The sequence below is a fragment of the Streptomyces sp. DG2A-72 genome (assembly GCF_030499575.1).
GTDB lineage: Bacteria > Actinomycetota > Actinomycetes > Streptomycetales > Streptomycetaceae > Streptomyces.
In genome coordinates, this window is the sequence record NZ_JASTLC010000001.1 from 1842132 (window position 1) to 1860974 (window position 18843).

Below are 18843 nucleotides of genomic sequence, written 5' to 3' on the forward strand. Positions count from 1 at the left end.
GCGTCCCGTTCAGCCTGGTGAACCCCCATAATGGCGTGAGACATCGGATGTCTGAACGACAGGGAGGCCGGCCATGGCAGTCACCGACGAGGCGATCGAAAAGATCAAGGGCATGATCGTCTCCGGCGCGCTGCGCCCGGGCGACCGGCTGCCCAAGGAGAGCGAGCTCGCCTCCGAACTGGGGCTGTCCCGCAACTCCCTGCGGGAGGCCGTGCGCGCCCTGTCCCTGATCCGCATCCTGGATGTACGCCAGGGCGACGGCACGTACGTCACCAGCCTCGATCCGCAACTCCTCCTGGAGGCGCTGAGCTTCGTCGTCGACTTCCACCGCGACGACACGGTCCTGGAGTTCCTGGCCGTACGCCGCATGCTGGAGCCGGCCGCGACGGCGATGGCGGCCTCGCGGGTCAGCGAGCAGCAACTGGACGCGCTGTCGGCCCAGTTGGACAAGCTCGGCGACGCACCGTCGGTCGAGGAACTGGTCGCGTGTGACCTGGACTTCCACCGGGGCATCGTGCAGAGCTCAGGCAACTCGGTGCTCTGCTCGCTCCTCGACGGCCTCTCGGGTCCCACCACCCGCGCCCGTATCTGGCGCGGCCTGACCCAGGAGGACGCGGTCAGCCGCACCCTGCACGAGCACCGCATGATCCTCGCCGCCCTGCGCGACCGGGACGCGGAGGCGGCCAGGTCGTGGGCGACGGTGCACATCGCGAGCGTGGAGCAGTGGCTTCGGTCCACTCTGTGACGACTCCCCCTCCGACAAGCGCGGCACAGAGGGAGTGTTTCGAGGTGGCGATGTGGGCAGTGATGCGTGCATTCCCCCTCCGGGGGGCTGCGGACGCCCCGCCCGCACGCCGTAAGGTTGGGACGTCAGGCGAGGGCACGTCGGAAGGAGGCACTGGGTGATCGAGCTCGAGGGGGTTCCCGAGCTGATCGACCCGGTCATGGTGGCCGCGTTCGAGGGCTGGAACGATGCCGGCGACGCCGCCTCCACCGCGGTCGCGCATCTGGACAGGGAGTGGAAGGGCGAGGTGTTCGCGGCGCTGGACGCCGAGGACTACTACGACTTCCAGGTGAACCGCCCCACCGTGTGGATGGACGCCGGAGTGCGCAAGATCACATGGCCGACGACAAGGTTGTCGGTGGTGCGGATCGGCGGTGAAAAGCCCCGCGATCTCGTCCTCGTCCGCGGTATCGAACCGTCCATGCGATGGCGCTCGTTCTGCAACGAACTGCTCGGCTTCGCCCACGAACTGGGCGTGGAGCTGGTGGTCATCCTGGGCGCCCTGCTCGGTGACACCCCGCACACGCGTCCGGTCCCGATCAGCGGGACCACGTCCGACGCCGACCTGGCCCAGCGGATGGACCTGGAGGAGACGAAGTACGAGGGCCCCACGGGCATCGTCGGCGTCCTCCAGGAGGCGTGCACCCACGCCGGCGTGCCGGCCGTGTCGCTGTGGGCGGCCGTACCGCACTACGTGTCGCAGCCGCCCAACCCGAAGGCGACGCTGGCCCTCCTCAACCGCCTGGAGGACCTGATCGACGTACGCATCCCGCTGGGCGAGCTGGCCGAGGACGCGCGCGCCTGGCAGGTGGGCGTGGACCAGTTGGCCGCCGAGGACACCGAGGTCGCCGAGTACGTGCAGACGCTGGAGGAGGCCCGGGACACCGCCGAGCTGCCGGAGGCGTCGGGCGAGGCGATCGCCCGCGAGTTCGAGCGGTATCTGCGGCGCCGGGACACCCCGGGCGGCCACGCCACGGAGGGCGGAGAGGGCACGCCGTTCCTCAAGGACTGGGGCGACAGCCCCGGCGGTCGTGCCAAGCCGCCGAAGCCACCGAAGCCGGACACGGATGACGAGGATTCGTCCGAGGACTGAAACACAGAAGGGGCGGTACGGCTCTCCTGTACCGCCCCCGATTTCTCAGCGCGCCACAGCGATCACGTCATACGTGGTCGTCGGCGTCGGAGTCGTCGTGAACCGTGCGTTGGGCAGGTAGAGCCGGTCCCGGTACGCGGCGACCGTGGTCGGCACGTCGAAGTCCGGGTCGGTGATGCGGCGCCGGAAGATTCCGCTGGTGCCGTCGGGCGCGAGCGTGAACACGTCGATCGCGTTCTGCCGGTTCTGGACGACGTACAGCGTCCGTCCGAGCAGCAGCAGACCGTCGCCGTTGGTGAGCGGGGCCGCGTCCCCGAGGTCGACGATCTTGGTGACGCCGGTCTTCGGGTCCACCCGGTGCAGGGCGCCGACCCCGGACTGCACGACCAGCAGGGCCGAGCCGTCGGGTGTGCGGGTGATGCCGTTGGCGTTGACGACCTCGCCTGGGACCTGGCTCCAGTCGCCGCTCAGGGTGATCGTCACGATGTCGTCCGCGTCCGGCAGCGCGCCGCGCCGACCGAGCGGCAGGGCGTAGAGCGCAGGCTGGTAGGAGTCGGTGAACCAGGCCGTGCGGGGGGTCAGGAACACATCGTTGGCGAAGGTCGGGGTCGCCGAGGTGAGGACGTACGACGCGATGATCGCGCCGTTGCGGGCGTCGACGACACGGGCGCCCTCGCCGCGTCCGGCGACGAACAGCCGTCCCCGGTCGTCGAGCTTGAGGCCGACCGAGGGCGTGCCGGGCCCGGTCGAGATGATGCCGCCCTTGCCGGTGCGCAGGTCGGCCCGGTAGATCGAGCCGTCGCCGAGCGAGCCGAGGTAGGCGTAGGGCCCGCCGCCGATGGTGATGCCCTCCGGGCGGAAGCCGTCGGGCAGCGGGATCACGGTCGGCCAGGACTTCCCGGAGGCCGAGGCCGTCGTGGCCCCGGCGAGAACGGCACCGGCGGTCGCGGCACCGGCCGTGAGGAGTCTCCGGCGGGTGAGGCCATGTGCGAAGGAGCGATGCGTGGGTGCCACTGTGCGTCCTTCCGCGAAGAGACCAGCCGACTGGCTGGTCCAACGGTCAACTGACGCGTCCACCCCATCACATGCCAGGGGGCTCCGCAGCTCTCCCCGGTCCCTCGACAGCCAGTAGACAGCTTCTGGCCGGATTGTTGCACTGGACCAAGTGCGTTGCGAGAACCAAGCGCGCGCTGTCTCATCGACGTTCACGTCAACCGGGATGGTTCCAACCCAGCTGGGCCTCGGGCGTCCGCTCGGCGGCCGGCGCCGATGTGACGGCCCTCAACATGTTCCTCAGCGACGAACAGCTCGCTCTGGAACCGCTGTTCGGCAGCGAGGAACGGCTCCAGCAGCGCCGAGAAGAACCAGCGGCAGGCAGGGCTACTTGCGCCCGGCGCCCGAGGGCATCGACGCGCACTGGGCCTGGCAGCTGGGCCATGAGGACCTCGCCGCCAAGCTCGCCGGGCTTGTCGTCGGTACCCCGCTGACCGACGTCGCCCGGCGCGACCACGGCACCGCCGTGATCGGCGTGATCGGCGGCGACATCGTGCTGGTCGAGCTCCACCGCCCGGGCCCGCGGCTGGACTTCGCCGAGCGCGACGACCAGAACGGCTACGTCGCGATCGAGTGGTGGCCGGACGACTACGCGGCCATCCGCTACGCCACCGCCAAGGGCGTCCTCGTCGTGAAGGCCGCCGGAAACGGCGGCGAGTCCCTCGACGACGCCGTCTACGAGCGCCGCCCGGACGAGTTCCCGGAGACCTGGCGCACCCCCTTCTACCCCTCCAACCAGTCCTCCGGCGCCGTCCTGGTCGGTGCGGGCGCACCGCCGCCCGGCACGCACGGCCGCGATCACGGCCCGGACCGGTCACGGCTCGCGTTCTCCAACTACGGCGCCCGGTTGGACGCCCAGGGCTGGGGCCGCGAGGTCACGACCACCGGCGGCTTCTGGGACCGGCTCGGCGATCTGCAAGGCGGGCCCGAGGAGATCGCCTGGTACACGGACACGTTCTCCAGTACGTCCGCCGCCTCCCCAGTGAAGGCATACTTTAGGCGGCCGTGACCCAGCTGCTGCCACCCCGCAGATGAGTCACATGGGACTACAGCAAGGCCAGCAGTTCCCCAGCACGTCGCCGTACCAGCAGCAGTTCGGCCCCCAGCAGGACCAACAGGACCAGCAGGACCAGCAGGCCTTCGCGTTCGGCCACCAGGTCATCGGCATCTGGGACACCCTGTCACCGAACGTGCTGCGCAGCGTACGGATCCAGCGGATCTGACGCGCATGTGAGCAAGAACAAGGGCGCCTCCTCCGGCAAGGAGGGGGCGCCCTTCCCTACGTGATTACAGGGCCACGCCCAGCAGAGCGTCCACCGCGCGCGACACGACGCCGGGGGCGCCCTCGTCCGTGCCGCCCCGCTCCTGCTGGAGCGCCGCCCAGCGATCGACGGCGACGAGGGCGGCCGGGGCGTCCAGGTCGTTCGCCAGGGCCTCGCGGATCTCCGTCACCAGCGTCTCGGCGGGCGGTCCGTCGGGGCGGGAGACGGCGGCACGCCAACGGTCGAGGCGCGCGACGGCGTCCTGGAGGACCTGGTCGGTCCACTCCCAGTCGGCCCGGTAGTGGTGGGCGAGCAGGGCCAGCCTGATCGCGGCCGGGTCGACGCCCTCGCGGCGCAGCGTGGAGACGAAGACCAGGTTGCCCTTGGACTTCGACATCTTCTCGCCGTGCAGCGCGACCATGCCGGCGTGGACGTACGCCTTGGCCATGGGGAACTCGCCGGTCAGCGCCTGGGCGTGCGAGGCGCCCATCTCGTGGTGCGGGAAGGCGAGGTTGGAGCCGCCGCCCTGGATGTCGAAGCCCATGCCGAGGTGGTCCAGGGCGATGGCGACACACTCGATGTGCCAGCCGGGCCGTCCGCGGCCGAGGGAACCGCCGTCCCAGCTGGGCTCGCCCTCGCGGGCGGCCATCCACAGCATCGGGTCCAGCGGGTTCTTCTTGCCCGGCCGGTCGGGGTCGCCGCCGCGCTCGGCGGACAGCAGTCGCATGGCGGCGGCGTCGAGGCGGGAGACCTTGCCGAAGTTCGGGTCGGACTCGACGGAGAAGTAGATGTCCCCTTCGAGTTCGTAGGCGGCGCCCGCGTCGCGCAGCCGCTCGACGAGCGGCACGATGCCGGGTATCGCCTCGACCGCGCCGATGTACTGCTGGGGGGGCAGCATCCGCAGGGCGGTCATGTCCTCGCGGAAGAGGGCCGTCTCCTGCTCGGCGAGGGCGACCCAGTCGACGTTGTCCCGCTGGGCGCGCTCCAGCAGTGGATCGTCGACGTCGGTCACGTTCTGGACGTAGTGAACCTGCCGCTTGGTGTCGAGCCACACGCGCTGCACGAGGTCGAACGCGTTGTAGGTCGCCGCGTGACCGATGTGGGTCGCGTCGTACGGGGTGATGCCGCAGACGTAGATACGGGCGACGGGACCGGGGTCGAGGGTGACGAGCCCATCGGTCGCTGTGTCGTGGATCCTCAGGTCGCGGCCCTTGTCAGGCAGGGCGGGGACCTCGGAAGCGGGCCAGGCATGCATGTCATGAGCCTAACCGGACGGGAGTTCCGTATTCGAACCGGACCAGGCCGGATGGCCGGTGGCGCACTCTTGCGGAACGTCGCCGGCCGTGCCGGTTGTTCCCTACACCGGCGGCCACGGAATGGCAGGCCACTCGCCGCTCGGCGCCGGATGGACCCCCGCGGTGAGCAGCGCGTCGACACGCGCGCGCGTGGCGTCGAGTTCGGCGCCGGTGATCAGCCCGGCCAGGCGCTCCGCCAGGGCTCCGCCGTCCCCCAAGGCGTCCTTGAGGCCCTTGAGGACGTCGACGGCCTCACCCGTGAGCGGCTCGCCCGCCCACCCCCACAGCAGCGTGCGCAGCTTGTTCTCGGTGTTGAAGGTCACGCCGTGATCGATGCCGTACAGCCGGCCGTCGGAGGCCGGCAGCAGATGGCCGCCCTTGCGGTCCGCGTTGTTGATCACGGCGTCGAGGACGGCGAGGCGGCGCAGCCGTGCGTCGTCGGCGTGCACGAGCAGCGCCGTCTTTCCGTCGCCGACCTCGGCGAAGCCGATCGCCTTCCAGCCCTCCTCCGGCTCCTGGCCGTCGACGAGGGCGAGCAGTTCACTCTCCTCCGGCTGCGCCTCGATCCACAGCTGGACCATGCCCTCGCCGTACGGCCCGTCGCGCAGCACGGTGGTGGGCACCAGGCCCCATCCGGTGGTCTCGGAGACCTCGTACGCGGCGACCTCGCGCCGGGCGAGGTTGCCGTCGGGGAAGTCCCAGAGGGGGCGCTCGCCGCGGACGGGCTTGTAGACGCAGAGGGCCTCTTCCCCCTCGTGGGAGACGGAGCAGTACAGCACCGCGTTCGAGGCGTCCCGGATCTGCCCGCGGACCGTGAGCTCACCTCGGGTGAGCAGCTGGGCCGTGGTCACGCTCCGCGGCGGTATCCGTTCTGGCGCGGACATACGTGTCCTTCCGGGTCGAGCGGGAGGCTGCACAGCGGGCACGGCGGCCGCCCGGCGTTGACGACGTCCAGGGCGCGTTTGGCGAAAGCGCGGGCCTGGGCGCCGGTGAGCCGGACCCGCAGCATCGGGGGCCCGTTCTCCTCGTCCTGGAGCAGCCGCTCCTCGGCCTCGGCGAGGTCCTCCTCGGAGTCGGCGTCCAGCTCCACGAGGGCCTGCGCCTCGACGATCATGCGCTGTTCCTCGCCGTCCCAGGCGAGGGCCATGGTGCCGACGCGGAACTCCTCCTCGATGGGGGCTTCCAGCGGGGCCGTGTCGGCGACCTCGGTGGGTGCCACGGCAGGGACGGCGGCGCTGCCGCCACTGCGTCGTACCACCTCGTCGAGCAGTTCGTCCATGCGTTCGGCGAGCGCGGCGACCTGGGTCTTCTCCAGAGCCACGCTGGTCACCCGGGATCCTGCGATGGCCTGGAGGAAGAACGTACGGCGCCCGGGCAGTCCGACCGTGCCGGCCACGAAGCGGTCCGGCGGATCGTAGAGGAACACCTGACGGGACACGTCCTGTCTCCATTGGAATCGACATCGGGACCGGCCGCTGCGGCCACCGGAACTTCAGTCAGGGCCGCCTCGACCGCTTCACCCTACTGCGGTTGACGATCACGGTGCGCCCGCATCGCCCCCGACCCGGGCGTCTCCTGACGGGGGTTCCGCGCGCGGCGCAAGGGAGGCGAAATCCCCGGTGTCACCGAGGCGAACGAGAAACGGCCTGAGACGGGTGTAACGGATCGCGGTGATGGAACACGGCTCTACGGAGATCCGCTGGAAGAGGTCGAGATGGAGTCCGAGCGCGTCCGCCACGAGGGACTTGATGATGTCGCCGTGCGAGCACATGACATAGACGGCGTCGGCGCCGTGGTCGCGCTCCACGCGCGCGTTCCACTCGCGCACCGCCTCGGCGGCACGGGTCGCCATCGCCCGCATCGACTCACCGCCGGGGAACCGCGCCGCCGACGGATGCGCCTGCACGACCTCCATCAGCGGCTCGTCCATCAACTCGGCGAGCTTGCGCCCGGACCAGTCGCCGTAGTGGCACTCCCCGATCCGCTCGTCGGTGTGCGCGGTCAGTTCCGGCCGGGCGTCCAGCAGCGGCCGTATCGTCTCCTGGCAGCGCTGCAGCGGGCTGGTGACGACCTCGGAGATCGGCAGCGCGGTGAGCCTCCCGGGCAGCGCCGCGGCCTGCGCGGCGCCACGTTCGTCGAGGGCGACCCCGGGCGTCCACCCGGCGAGCAGTCCCTCGGTATTGGCGGTGGATCGTCCGTGCCGGACGAGGATCAGCGTGGGCATGCGGCCAAGCGTAAGCGTCCATCACCCGCCGAAGGGCCGCGCCGGTGTCGAGAGCCCATGGGGGTCCCCCCGCTCGAGCGAAGCCGAGAGTGGGGGAGCGCGGAGGCCCGGAGGGTCGAGCACGGTCGGGCTCTCGACACCGGCTTGGGCGGCCCGGAGGCGAAAAAGTCAGCGCGCGTTCCGGGGCGTGAGGCGGGAGAATACGCTCCGTGATCGTCGACTGCGCCGTCTACCGGGACGGGATGCGCACGGAGGGGCCGCGGGACTTCTCCGACGCCCTGGCGCAGTGCCGGGTGGGCGGGGACGCGTTCGTGTGGATCGGGCTGTACGAGCCGACGGAGCGCGAGTTCGACCAGGTGGCGGAGGAGTTCGGACTGCACCCGCTGGCCGTCGAGGACGCCCTGACCGCCCACCAGCGCCCCAAGCTCGAGGTGTACGACGACTCGCTGTTCATGGTCCTCAAACCGGTCGCGTACGAGCCCAAGAGCGACAACGTCACCTCCGGCGAGGTCATGATCTTCATCGGCGACTCGTTCGTGGTGACCGTGCGGCACGGCGAGGAGGCCCCGCTCACGGCGGTTCGGAAGCGGCTGGAGGCGGAGCCCGAGATGCTGCGGTACGGCCCCACGGGGGTGCTGTACGCGATCTCGGACGCGATCGTCGACCACTACGTGGACGTGGCGGGCGAGCTGAGCACCGACCTGGAGGAGCTGGAGGCGGAGGTGTTCTCGCCGACCGGCGGCGGCACCCGGCACACCGCGTCCCGCATCTACAACTTCAAGCGGCAGATCCTGGAGTTCCGCCGGGCCACCGGTCCGCTGGCCCAGCCGCTGGACCGGCTCGCGGGCACCGGCCTGTTCGGTCTGCGGGTGCCCTTCGTGCCGGAGAAGGCGCAGCCGTTCTTCCGCGACATCAACGACCATCTGATGCGCGTGAACGAGTCGGTCGAGGGCCTGGACCGGCTGGTGTCGGACATCCTGTCGGCGCATCTGGCCCAGATGAGCGTCCGGCAGAACGACGACATGCGGAAGATCTCCGCGTGGGCGGCCATGGCCGCGGTCCCCACGATGATCGCGGGGGTCTACGGCATGAACTTCGACCACATGCCGGAGCTGCGCTGGGTGTGGTCGTATCCGGCGCTGATCCTGGCCATGGCCGCCCTGGAGGTCTCGCTGTACCGGCTGTTCAAGAGCCGGGGCTGGTTGTAAGCGCTTTTCCCGGGCTTCAGGCGAACTCGGGGGCCGAGGTGGCCGGTCCGCCGAGGGCGTCGCGGCGTTCCGGCATCTTCAGGCTGACCATGCGGCGCCAGCCCGCGATCCGCTCGTAGGCGTACATCGCGTGGATGCCCGCCGCGAGCAGCGCGGCCTTCGGCTTCGGCCAGCCGAGGATGCGCCCCATGTGGGACATGACGGCGAGGCTGACATCCCGATAGATCCGGATCTCGGCGAGCGCGCACTCCCGCAGCGTCCGCTGGATGGCCCGGCCGTGCCCGGCGTGGGCGAAGCGCAGCAGTTCCTCGTGGCAGTAGGCGAGATGGTTGTCCTCGTCATTGGAGATCATCTTCACCGCCCGGCCGAGGTCGGGGTGGTCGGCGAAGTGCTTGCGGAGCAGCTCCATCTCCTCGGAGGCGCGCTGCTCGGTGACCCGGCTGTGCGAGAGATAGGTGACGATGTCCTGGACGGTGAGCGGCTCGTCGCGCTTGAGCTTGTCGTGCGCGAGGCCGATGCCGTTCTTCTCTAGGAGCATGGTGTAGTCGGTCTCGGGCGGTACGGGGACGGGACCGAGGCCGCGCTTCTTCATCAGGGCGTTGAAGATCCGCCCGTGCTTGTCCTCGTCCGCGCCATGCCGGGTGATCTTGGGGGCGAGTGCGCGCTCGCTGTCCGGAACGAGCGCGGCGATACGGGCGTTCTCCCAGCCGCCCTGTGACTCCCCGCTGGCGGCGATGGAGCAGAACAGGCGGAAGGACTCGTCGTTGTCGAGGATCTCCTGGAACAGACTCTTGGCCGAAAGCATCGTGCGCACCTCTCTGCAGGATTCCGCAAAGAACGAGTCAAATGCGCTGCGAGGGACGCTGCAACAGCTGTGTCGGACAACTCCGCCAAAAGAATGACCCCGGGCTCCGCCGAGGGCGTAACCGCGCGCGCTCCGGCGCGTTGTGCTGCGTGACGGCCGTGGCGGGGAAGACCCCCGAGCCCCCACCACGGCCGTAGAACTTCCCTCCGTGGTACGCCGTTACGCCAGCCCGGCCCGTTCCAGGGCCTCGGTGCCGGCCCGCAGCGAGGCGAGCCGCTCGTCCAGCGTGAAGCCCGCCGGGTTGAGGGACAGGGTGGTGACCCCGGCGGCGGCGTAGGCCTTCATCCGGTCCGCGATGCGATCGACGGAGCCGAGCAGCGTGGTCCGGTCGATCAGCTCGTGCGGTACGGCGGCCGCGGCGCCCTGCTTGTCGCCGGAGAGGTACTTCTCCTGGATCTCGGCGGCGGCCTGCTCGTAGCCCATGCGCCGGGCGAGCTGGTTGTAGAAGTTCTGCTTGGCGCTGCCCATGCCACCGACGTACAGCGCGGTGTACGGGCGGAAGGCGTCGGCCAGCGCGGTCACGTCCTTGTCGGCACCGACCGCGAGCGGCAGCGTCGGGCAGACGTCGAACCCGTCCATGGTCTTCCCGGCCTTCTCGCGCCCGGCCCGCAGATATGTGATCGCGGTGTCCTCGAGGTGGTCGGCGGAGGGGAAGATGAGCAGCGCCCCGTCGGCGATCTCGCCGGTCTGCTCCAGGTTCTTGGGGCCGATCGCGGCGATGTACAGCGGGATGTGCTCGCGCTCCGGGTGCACGGTCAGCTTGATCGGCTTGCCGGGTCCGCCGGGCAGCGGCAGCGTCCAGTGCTCGCCGTCGTACGACAGCCGCTCCCGCGTCATCGCCTTCCGTACGATCTCCACGTACTCGCGGGTCCGGGAGAGCGGCTTGTCGAACTTGACGCCGTACCAGCCCTCGGAGACCTGCGGCCCGGAGACGCCGAGGCCGAGCCGGAAGCGGCCGCCGGAGAGCGAGTCGAGCGTGGCGGCGGTCATGGCGGTCATCGCCGGCTGCCGGGCCGGGATCTGGAAGATGGCCGAGCCCACGTCGATGCGCTCGGTCTGGGCGGCGACCCAGGTCAGCACGGTGGCCGCGTCCGAGCCGTACGCCTCGGCGGCCCAGCAGACGGCATACCCGAGCCGGTCGGCCTCCTTCGCCACGGCGAGATTGTCCGCGTCCATTCCGGCGCCCCAGTAGCCGAGGTTGATCCCGAGCTGCATGGCGGATTCCCCTTACCGATCAGTAACGTCCCTTGTCCGGAGACCTTAGCGTGGGGGTGGGGAAACTGGTCATCCACAGGCCCCCACTTCACAGGTCGTGGCCAGTAATCTCGGCGTCCATGGAGCAGAGGCATCTCGGCCGCACCGGCCTGCGCGTGTCCCGCATCGGGCTCGGCACCCTCACCTGGGGCAGGGACACCGACGAGCACGACGCCGCGGACCTCTTGAAGACGTTCTGGGAAGCGGGCGGGACGCTCATCGACACGGCCGACGTGTACGGCGACGGGGAGGCCGAGTATCTGCTCGGACGACTCATAGAAGGCCTGGTCCCGCGCCGGGATCTGGTCATCTCCACGAAGGCGGGCAGCGTGCCCGATCCGGACGTCCGCGTCGACGGCTCTCGCGGCCATCTGCTCGCCGCGCTGGACGCCTCGCTGGCCCGGCTCGGCACGGACTACGTCGACCTGTGGCACATCCACGCCTACGACCCGTTCACCCCGCTGGAAGAGACCTTGCAGGCCCTCGACATGGCGGTCAGCAGCGGCCGGGCGCGCTATGCGGGCGTCTCCAACTTCTGCGGCTGGCAGCTCGCCAAGGCGGCCACCTGGCAGCTGACGGCGCCGGGGACACGGACCCGGCTGGCCGGCACGCAGCTGGAGTACTCGCTGCTCCAGCGCGGCGTCGAACGCGAGGTGCTGCCCGCCGCCCTCGACCTCGGCATCGGCCTGCTGCCCTCCTCCCCGCTCGGCCGCGGAGTCCTGACCGGCAAGTACCGCAACGCGACGCCGCCCGACTCGCGGGGCGCGTCCGAGCATCTGGCGCCGTTCGTCGCGCCGTACCTCGACGACACCGCCGGCCGGATCGTGGACGCCGTGGCGACGGCGGCGGACGGGCTCGCGGTGACCCCGCTCCAGGTGGCCCTCGCCTGGGTCCGCGACCGGCCCGGGGTGGCCGCGCCCATCGTCGGCGCGCGCAACGCGCAGCAGCTCACGGCGGCATTGTCAGTGGAGGCCCTTAGTCTTCCAGACGAGATCTGCCGGGCGCTCGACGATGTGTCAGCGCCCGTGCACCGCTATCCCGATCACGACTGGAGCATGCTGTGAGCACGGAGCCCGAGCCCACCGAGGACGCTGCGCACGCCGAGCCGGGGACCCCGGGCGCCGCGCCGGAGGGCGACACCCGGGAGACGGGGACCACGGAGGGCGAGCCGGCCCGGGACGGCGGAGAAGCCGGGGGCAAGTCGGCCCGGGACGGCGCAGACGCCGGGGGCAAGTCGGCCCGGGACGGCGCAGACGCCGGGGGCAAGTCGGCCCGGGACGGCGCAGACGCCGGGGACGAGTCGGCCCGGGACGGCGCAGACGCCGGGGGCAAGTCGGCCCGGGACGGCGCAGACAAGACCGGGGCCGACACGGACGCCGACCAAGGCGCAGCCGACACGGGTGAGACGCAGAGCCAGGGCGCAGCCGACGCAGGCGAGACCCAGAACCAGGGCGCAGCCGACGCAGGCGAGACCCAGAACCAGGGCGCAGCCGACGCAGGCGAGACCCAGAACCAGGGCGCAGCCGACGCAGGCGAGACCCAGAACCAGGGCGCAGCCGACGCAGGCGAGACCCAGAACCAGGGCGCAGCCGACACGGGGGGAGCCCCGAGCGAGGCCTCAGCCGACGCAGGCGGGACCCAGAGCCCGGCCGATGAAGCCGCTGCCGCCGCCAAGTTGTCCGAGGCTGAGGCCGAGCTTGCCGCTCAGCGGATCGAGCGGGAGCGGATCGAGCGCCGGAAGGCCGAGAAGGCGGCGCCCATCACGGCCGGGGCGAAGCTCAGCGGAACGGCCGCCGACCTGCTCGCGGCCGTGCGTGCCGTGGAGAGCGGTGAGAAGCCCGCGGCCACCGTGTTCAGCGAGCCGGAGCCGACGCCCCGCCGCCCCGCCCCCGAGCCGGTGCGCCGCCCGCAGACCGAGGCGGTCCAGACGGCCGACGCGGTCACGGCCACGGCCCCCGCGCCCGAGGCCGTCGACGCCGTGCGCGGTGTGCTGGCCGGCGGCGGTGCCCCGGAGACGCTCGCCCCGCACGTCGCCGCAGCCCTCGGCGAGAGCGCGGGCGACCTGCTGCGGGCGGACCCCTGGCAGTTGCTGCGGGTCACCGGGGTGCGCACCGAGCAGGCGGACGGGTTCGCGCGGGCGCTGCTCGGCGGCGAGTCCGGCCCGGACGACGAGCGGCGCGGCCGTGCGGTCACCGTCTGGCTCCTGGAGCAGGCCGCCCTGGCGGGGCACACCGCCCTGGAGCTGCCGGCGCTCACCGCCGCACTGACCCAGCGGGGCGTGCCGGACGCGGACACCGCCGTACAGAACGCCCTCGCGGAGGGCGAGGCCCTGGCCTTCCAGGACGCGTTGGACGACAAGGGCGGCGGCGCGGCCGACGAGGGCGACGAGGAGCGGCCGGTCCGGGTCCTGGTCGGCCTGGAGCGGTACGCCCTCGCCGAGGAGAGCCTCGCCGACGGACTGGCCCGGCTGATCAACTCGGTGCCCAAGCAGGACGGTTCGGCCGACGAGTGGGAGCGGGCCGCGTGGGCGGCGGGCTCCGCGGTCGAGTTGATCCGCGCGGTCGCGTCCCACGGTCTCGTGCTGCACACGGGCGGCGAGGCGTCCTTGACAGAACCGGCGGCACTGTTGCGCACGGCCTCCGAACTCGGCCTCCGCGCCTGGGCCGCCACCCACAGCCCGCTGGGCCGTACGCGGTTCGCGGCGCTGCTGAGCGAGCCGGACGGCTCCCGGGTCACCACCGTGTCCGGCCTCCTCTCCGGTGCCGAGGGCCCCGGCCGGGACGCGGACGGTGCTCTCGACCTCGACCTCCTCGTGGTGCTGGACGCTCCGCAGCTGGACGTGGAGACGGCGGCGCTGCTCTCGGAGTCGTTGCCGGACGGGGCGCGGCTGCTGCTGGCCGGGGATCCGGGGGTGCTGTGGTCGGCGGGTCCGGGGCGGGTGTTCGCGGATCTGCTGGCGGCGCGGGTCTGCCCGCAGATCGCCTCCCGGCAGCCCGACCCCGGTCCGCTGGGCGAGCTGGTCTCCGGGATCGGCATCGGCGAGCTGAACCAGGTGGACTCCCCCGGCAAGGAGCTGGTGATCGTGCCGGTGCGGGACGCGGGCGAGGCCGTGCACCGGACCGTGCAGCTCGTCGCGGACTCGGTGCCGCGGGCGATCGGCGTACCGGCCGAGCAGACCGTGGTCATCACGCCGGGCCACGGCGGCGCGGCCGGTACGCGCGCGCTGAACACGGCGCTGAAGGAGCGGCTGAACCCCGGCCCCGGCCGGTTCGGCGGCTTCGACCCCGGCGACCGGATCGCCTACTCCCCCGCGCCGGGCCGTACGCTGCCGGGCCAGGTGGTGAAGGCCGACGCCGACGGGCTGCACCTGTCGTGTGCGGGCGCCCCGGTCGTCGTACCGAAGGAGCGGGTGGAGCAGTCCGTGCGGCACGGGTGGGCGCTGACCGCGCACCAGGCGGTGGGTGCCCGGTGGCCCGCGGTGGTCGTGGTGCTGCCCGGCGACGCCGCGCAGGCCCTCAGCCGGCCCTGGGTCTACACCGCCTTCGGCCGGGCGGAGCGCCATCTGTCGGTGGTCCACGGCGTCGAGCAGGCGCTCCCGCGTGCGGTGGCCGAGGTCCCGCCCAAGCCCAGGACGACCCGCCTGTCCGTCCTGCTGGCCCCGCAGATCCCGGCGGCGGGCTGACGCGGGGACGACCGACACGGACGACGGCGGTGGCTTCGGAGGCCGTAACCTCCGTGACCACCGCCGTCGTACCGGACGGTGTTCAGCCCGTCAGCGGTCCGCGTCCAGCCGCTCCAGGTCCTCTTCCTCCACCTCGTCCTCGGCCTCGTCGTCCACCTCGTCGTCCGCCTCGTCCTCGGGCTCTTCTTCGTCCTCGTCCGGGTCGAGTTCGTCCTCGAGATCGTCGTCCACGTCGTCCTCGATCTCGTCGTCGAAGACGGCACTGACATCGAACCGGCAGACCACCTGCTGCGGGTCGATCGCCTCGAACGGTGCCTCCAGCCACTCGCCGGGATCGGCGGGGTCGTCCGCCGCGGTCACCCAGAGCGTGGAGTCGCCCTCCTCCAGGCCGAACTCCTTGTGCCGTGAGGCGATCTCGTCCGGTTCGAACTCGCCGAACAGGAGGCCCAGTGCCCCGTGCACGGTGCCGGAGGCCCCCGCCCCGTCCCTCCCCTGGTCGTCCGCCGCCTCGACCCGCTGGGCCTGCGCCAGCAGCCGCTGCGGTTCCACCACGGCGTAGTCGCGGCGGATCAGCACGCTCAGCGCGTTCGGCTCCTCGGGCCCCGCGTACGGCGGCAGCGCGTCTTCGGCACCGGGGATCTCGAAGGGTGTGACCTCGTCGTAGCGGTCGTAGAGCAGCTCGTCGTACGCCTCGGCGGCCCCGGCGAGCTGGTTGAACGCCTCGTAGACGGTCGGGTCGTCCTCCCCCGACCGGCGTTCGACCGCGGCCAGGTGGCGGTCGAGCGCGGTCTTGACCGCCTCGGCGGCGGCGCGTACCTCGGCAGCGGTGGGCTGAGCAGCATCAGACATAGGGCAGACGCTATCCGTACTGGGGCTCTGCCCGCACAATAGATGCGATGCCGGAATACGAATTTGTCGACGTGTACGTGCCGCGCGGGGTCTCTCGCAAGGACGCCACACGCCTGCTGACGGACCATGCCGAGTACGGACACTGGGAGTTGGACCGCCTGAGTCTGCTGCGGGACGGGAGCCGCAGGGTGCGGTTGCGCCGACGGATCATCCGCCAGGTGCGCGCCACGTGGTGAGCTGAGGCAGGAGAAAAACGGAGCGGGCCCCGCCACGGCGGGGCCCGCTCCGTTTCTGTGCGGTGTCGCTATGCCGAGGCGCGTGCCCTGCGGTAGAGGACCGTGCCCGCCAGCAGTGCTCCCGCGCCGACGGGGAGGACGACACCGAGGGGAAGGTCACCGCCGGTGTGGGCGAGCTGGGCGCTGCCCTGCGGCTGGGGGATCGACTGGGCGCCGGGCTGGTTGCCCCGCGAGGAGCCGTGGCCGCCGTCCGGCGTCCCGTCGTCCACGCCCGGGGGCGTACCGGGCTCCACGGGGTTGCCGGGCCGGCCGGGATCGCCCGGATGTCCAGGGTCGCCGGGCTGCCCGGGGTTGCCCGGCTCGTCCGGATTCCCGGGCGGCGGCGTCTCGTGGTCGCCCCCGCCGGGAGGTGTGCTCGGCTGCCCGCCGCCGGAACCGCCGTTGTTCGCGCAGTCGTTGCCCTTGGTGCCGCTGCCGATGCCGATGATGTCGACGCTGTTGCCGCAGACGTTCACCGGGACGTGGACCGGCGCCTGGACGTGGTTGCCCGAGCCGATGCCCGGGGAGTCCTTGGCCTGGCCGTCGGCCCGCGAGTCGCCGGAGCCGCCGTGACCGCTGTACCCGCCCTGGTTGACGCACTTGTTGCCCATCGCCGGGTTGAGGATCCCGACGACGTTGACCGTGTTGCCGCAGACGTTGACCGGTACGTCCACCGGCGCCTGCACCGTGTTGCCCGACAGCACGCCGGGCGAGTGCGAACTCGAGCCGTTCGCGCCCGAGTCGGCGTGCGCGTGGCCGCCGGCGGCGGCGATCACGCCGGTGGCGGCCGCCACGGTCATCAGGCCTTTGCGGGTGACCTGTCTCATTGCTGCTTACCTGCCTTGTCCCTGCGTTACCGACGCGGAAAGACCGGACGGTCCCGGAGCGCTTGACATGCGCTCCGGGACCGGCGGTGTGGACGAGAACCTCAGAGAGGCAGCGTCACTTGTTGACGCAGTAGTTGCCGAAGGCGGGGTTCAGCAGCCCGACGACCGAGATCGTGTTGCCGCAGACGTTCACCGGGACGTGAACCGGCGCCTGGACGACGTTGCCCGAAGCGATGCCGGGGGAGTGCACCGCAGCACCCTGGGCACCCGAGTCGGCAACGGCAAGGCCCGCACCCGCGAGAACCAGACCGCCAGTGGCGGCAGCAGCGGCGACGACCTTCTTGATCATTATTCCTCCTTGTTGGCAATGCGATCCAAAGTCGCGGATCACATCAGCTGTAACGAGGAGGAACTAATGGAGCTACGAGCTTATGGTCGCATTCACCCTTCCTGGGCGATCTCCGTACGTGCGGGCGAATACCGGCGTCAACACGTCATGACGCGTCGATGAAGCGGTCGAGCACCCGCGCCCCGAACTTCAGCCCCTCCACCGGCACCCGCTCGTCGACACCGTGGAACATGCCCGCGAAGTCCAGCTCCGGCGGCAGTTGCAGCGGCGCGAAGCCGAAGCAGCGGATGCCGAGGTCGTCGAAGGACTTGGCGTCGGTACCGCCGGAGAGCATGTAGGGGACGGCCCGGGCGATCGGGTCCTCGGCGCTCAGGGCGCTCTGCATGGCGTCGACGAGCTTGCCGTCGAAGTCGGTCTCCAGCGCCTTGTCGCCGTGCACGTCCTCCCGCTTCACCCGCGGGCCGAGGATCCGGTCGAGGTCGGCGAGGAACTCCTCCTCGTACCCGGGCAGGAAGCGCCCGTCGACGTGCGCGGTCGCCTGGCCGGGGATGACGTTGACCTTGTAGCCGGCGCCGAGCATGGTGGGCGCCGCCGAGTTCCGCAGCGTCGCACCGACCATCTTGGCGATGCCGCCGAGCTTGGCCAGCGTCTCGTCCATGTCCTCGGGGTCGAGCTCGGTACCGAGCGCGTCGGACAGCTCGTCGAGGAAGGACCGTACGGTCTTGGTGACCCGTACCGGCCACGTGTGCCGCCCGAGCCGCCCGACTGCCTCGCACAGCTCGGTGATGGCGTTGTCGTTGTTCGTCATCGAGCCGTGACCGGCCGTGCCGTCCACGGTGAGCCGCATCCAGTGCATGCCCTTCTGGGCGGTCTCCACGAGATACAGCCGCAGCTTCTCGTTGACGGTGAAGGAGAACCCCCCGACCTCACCGATCGCCTCGGTGACGCCCTCGAAGAGGTCCGGGTGCTTCTTGACCAGGTGCTTGGCGCCGTACGTCCCGCCCGCCTCCTCGTCCGCGAGGAAGGCGAGGACGATGTCGCGCGGGGGCTTGCGTCCGCTGCGCAGCCGGTCGCGGACGACCGCGAGGGTCATCGCGTCCATGTCCTTCATGTCGACGGCACCGCGGCCCCACACGCACCCGTCCGCGATCTCGCCGGAGAAGGGGTGGTGGGTCCAGTCCTGGGCGTTGGCCGGTACGACGTCGGTGTGTCCGTGGATCAGCAGCGCGGGCCGGGAGGGGTCCTCGCCCTCGATCCGGGCCACCGTGGACGCGCGTCCCGGGTGGGATTCGAAGATCTGCGGTTCGAGCCCCACCTCGGCGAGCTTCTCGGCGACGTACTCGGCCGCCTTGCGCTCGCCGGGACCCGAGTGGTCGCCGTAGTTGCTGGTGTCGATCTGGATGAGCTCGCGGCAGAGGTCCACGACCTCGTCCTCGCCGGTGACGCTGCTGGCCGTGTCCGTCCCGCTCACGCTGCTTCCTCCCACTGTCACTGCTGGTGGTCCCCCTCATCCTCCCTCCCCCGCCGGTCCGCCCCAAGACCCCGCCCGTCCCGTCACACGCCGTTCACGCGGCGACAGGGGGTGATCGGCCACCCTCCGGAGCCTGGTAATGTTTCCTTCGTCGCCGCGGGGAACCCCCGCACGACACACACCTTGTCCGGGTGGCGGAATGGCAGACGCGCTAGCTTGAGGTGCTAGTGCCCTTTATCGGGCGTGGGGGTTCAAGTCCCCCCTCGGACACACTCTGAAAACCCCACTCCACGTGGGGTTTTCTGCTGTCCGCCACCGATGCCGGACACGCTTCGCGATCAAGTGTGGGCCA

19 protein-coding genes and 1 tRNA gene are annotated in these 18843 nt (G+C 71.2%); 9 read left to right on the forward strand and 11 right to left on the reverse strand.

Annotated features, from left to right (window positions below; translation table 11 throughout):
* Positions 1-73: 73 nt before the first annotated feature.
* Complete coding sequence (locus QQY66_RS08875) at positions 74-745, forward strand: FadR/GntR family transcriptional regulator (protein ID WP_301978558.1); 672 nt, start codon at positions 74-76, stop codon at positions 743-745.
* Positions 746-902: 157 nt separating this feature from the next.
* Positions 903-1877 (forward strand): PAC2 family protein, encoded by a 975-nt coding sequence (locus QQY66_RS08880; RefSeq protein WP_301978560.1) that lies wholly within the window; start codon positions 903-905, stop codon positions 1875-1877.
* A 45-nt stretch (positions 1878-1922) separates the two neighbouring features.
* On the opposite strand, the gene QQY66_RS08885 is transcribed toward QQY66_RS08880, so the two are convergent.
* Positions 1923-2891, reverse strand: coding sequence for an SMP-30/gluconolactonase/LRE family protein (locus QQY66_RS08885; protein WP_301978561.1), 969 nt, complete (start codon positions 2889-2891; stop codon positions 1923-1925).
* Positions 2892-3261: 370 nt separating this feature from the next.
* On the opposite strand from QQY66_RS08885, the gene QQY66_RS08890 reads away from it, so the two are divergent.
* Both QQY66_RS08890 and QQY66_RS08895 read left to right on the forward strand, forming a co-directional pair.
* Positions 3262-3939: a hypothetical protein gene (locus tag QQY66_RS08890; protein ID WP_301978562.1), complete on the forward strand. Its 678-nt coding sequence runs from the start codon at positions 3262-3264 to the stop codon at positions 3937-3939.
* A 31-nt stretch (positions 3940-3970) separates the two neighbouring features.
* Positions 3971-4153 (forward strand): hypothetical protein, encoded by a 183-nt coding sequence (locus QQY66_RS08895; protein ID WP_301978563.1) that lies wholly within the window; start codon positions 3971-3973, stop codon positions 4151-4153.
* Between the two features lie 64 nt (positions 4154-4217).
* Here QQY66_RS08895 and mshC read toward each other — a convergent pair whose 3' ends face one another.
* The 4 genes from mshC to QQY66_RS08915 all read right to left on the reverse strand — a co-directional run bounded on the left by mshC (position 4218) and on the right by QQY66_RS08915 (position 7711).
* Positions 4218-5447 (reverse strand): cysteine--1-D-myo-inosityl 2-amino-2-deoxy-alpha-D-glucopyranoside ligase, encoded by a 1230-nt coding sequence (gene mshC, locus QQY66_RS08900; protein ID WP_301978564.1) that lies wholly within the window; start codon positions 5445-5447, stop codon positions 4218-4220.
* 102 nt (positions 5448-5549) lie between these two features.
* On the reverse strand, positions 5550-6371 hold the full coding sequence (locus tag QQY66_RS08905; RefSeq protein ID WP_301978565.1) for an SCO1664 family protein: 822 nt from the start codon (positions 6369-6371) through the stop codon (positions 5550-5552).
* Positions 6335-6925 (reverse strand): DUF3090 domain-containing protein, encoded by a 591-nt coding sequence (locus QQY66_RS08910; protein ID WP_301978567.1) that lies wholly within the window; start codon positions 6923-6925, stop codon positions 6335-6337. Before QQY66_RS08910 ends, QQY66_RS08905 begins: the two co-directional genes overlap by 37 nt.
* A gap of 99 nt (positions 6926-7024) precedes the next feature.
* Positions 7025-7711, reverse strand: coding sequence for a histidine phosphatase family protein (locus tag QQY66_RS08915; RefSeq protein WP_301978568.1), 687 nt, complete (start codon positions 7709-7711; stop codon positions 7025-7027).
* A gap of 209 nt (positions 7712-7920) precedes the next feature.
* Between QQY66_RS08915 and corA the strand changes: the two genes are divergently transcribed.
* A complete protein-coding gene (gene corA / locus QQY66_RS08920; protein ID WP_301978569.1) occupies positions 7921-8919 on the forward strand; it encodes a magnesium/cobalt transporter CorA in 999 nt (332 codons plus the stop codon).
* A 16-nt stretch (positions 8920-8935) separates the two neighbouring features.
* On the opposite strand, the gene QQY66_RS08925 is transcribed toward corA, so the two are convergent.
* Positions 8936-9724: a ferritin-like domain-containing protein gene (locus tag QQY66_RS08925; RefSeq protein WP_301978570.1), complete on the reverse strand. Its 789-nt coding sequence runs from the start codon at positions 9722-9724 to the stop codon at positions 8936-8938.
* 219 nt (positions 9725-9943) lie between these two features.
* Complete coding sequence (locus QQY66_RS08930) at positions 9944-10999, reverse strand: LLM class F420-dependent oxidoreductase (RefSeq protein WP_301978571.1); 1056 nt, start codon at positions 10997-10999, stop codon at positions 9944-9946.
* Positions 11000-11118: 119 nt separating this feature from the next.
* On the opposite strand from QQY66_RS08930, the gene QQY66_RS08935 reads away from it, so the two are divergent.
* Both QQY66_RS08935 and QQY66_RS08940 read left to right on the forward strand, forming a co-directional pair.
* Positions 11119-12102 (forward strand): aldo/keto reductase, encoded by a 984-nt coding sequence (locus QQY66_RS08935; RefSeq protein WP_301978572.1) that lies wholly within the window; start codon positions 11119-11121, stop codon positions 12100-12102.
* The gene (locus QQY66_RS08940; protein WP_301978573.1) at positions 12099-14720 is read left to right on the forward strand and encodes a helix-hairpin-helix domain-containing protein; all 2622 of its coding nucleotides are present in this window, start codon (positions 12099-12101) and stop codon (positions 14718-14720) included. Before QQY66_RS08935 ends, QQY66_RS08940 begins: the two co-directional genes overlap by 4 nt.
* A gap of 90 nt (positions 14721-14810) precedes the next feature.
* Here QQY66_RS08940 and QQY66_RS08945 read toward each other — a convergent pair whose 3' ends face one another.
* Entirely contained in the window at positions 14811-15569 is a 759-nt protein-coding gene (locus QQY66_RS08945) for a hypothetical protein (protein WP_301978574.1), read from the reverse strand.
* Between the two features lie 47 nt (positions 15570-15616).
* Here QQY66_RS08945 and QQY66_RS08950 point away from each other — a divergent pair, with 47 nt between their 5' ends.
* Complete coding sequence (locus QQY66_RS08950; RefSeq protein ID WP_005485166.1) at positions 15617-15805, forward strand: DUF5703 family protein; 189 nt, start codon at positions 15617-15619, stop codon at positions 15803-15805.
* A 68-nt stretch (positions 15806-15873) separates the two neighbouring features.
* Here QQY66_RS08950 and QQY66_RS08955 read toward each other — a convergent pair whose 3' ends face one another.
* The 3 genes from QQY66_RS08955 to QQY66_RS08965 all read right to left on the reverse strand — a co-directional run bounded on the left by QQY66_RS08955 (position 15874) and on the right by QQY66_RS08965 (position 18491).
* Positions 15874-16671, reverse strand: coding sequence for a chaplin (locus QQY66_RS08955; protein WP_301978575.1), 798 nt, complete (start codon positions 16669-16671; stop codon positions 15874-15876).
* Between the two features lie 115 nt (positions 16672-16786).
* Positions 16787-17020, reverse strand: a complete 234-nt coding sequence (chpH, locus tag QQY66_RS08960; protein ID WP_301978576.1) for a chaplin ChpH — start codon at positions 17018-17020, stop codon at positions 16787-16789.
* A gap of 145 nt (positions 17021-17165) precedes the next feature.
* Entirely contained in the window at positions 17166-18491 is a 1326-nt protein-coding gene (locus tag QQY66_RS08965) for a M20/M25/M40 family metallo-hydrolase (RefSeq protein ID WP_301978577.1), read from the reverse strand.
* Between the two features lie 185 nt (positions 18492-18676).
* Between QQY66_RS08965 and QQY66_RS08970 the strand changes: the two genes are divergently transcribed.
* Positions 18677-18761 (forward strand) — tRNA-Leu (locus QQY66_RS08970).
* Positions 18762-18843 lie beyond the last annotated feature (82 nt).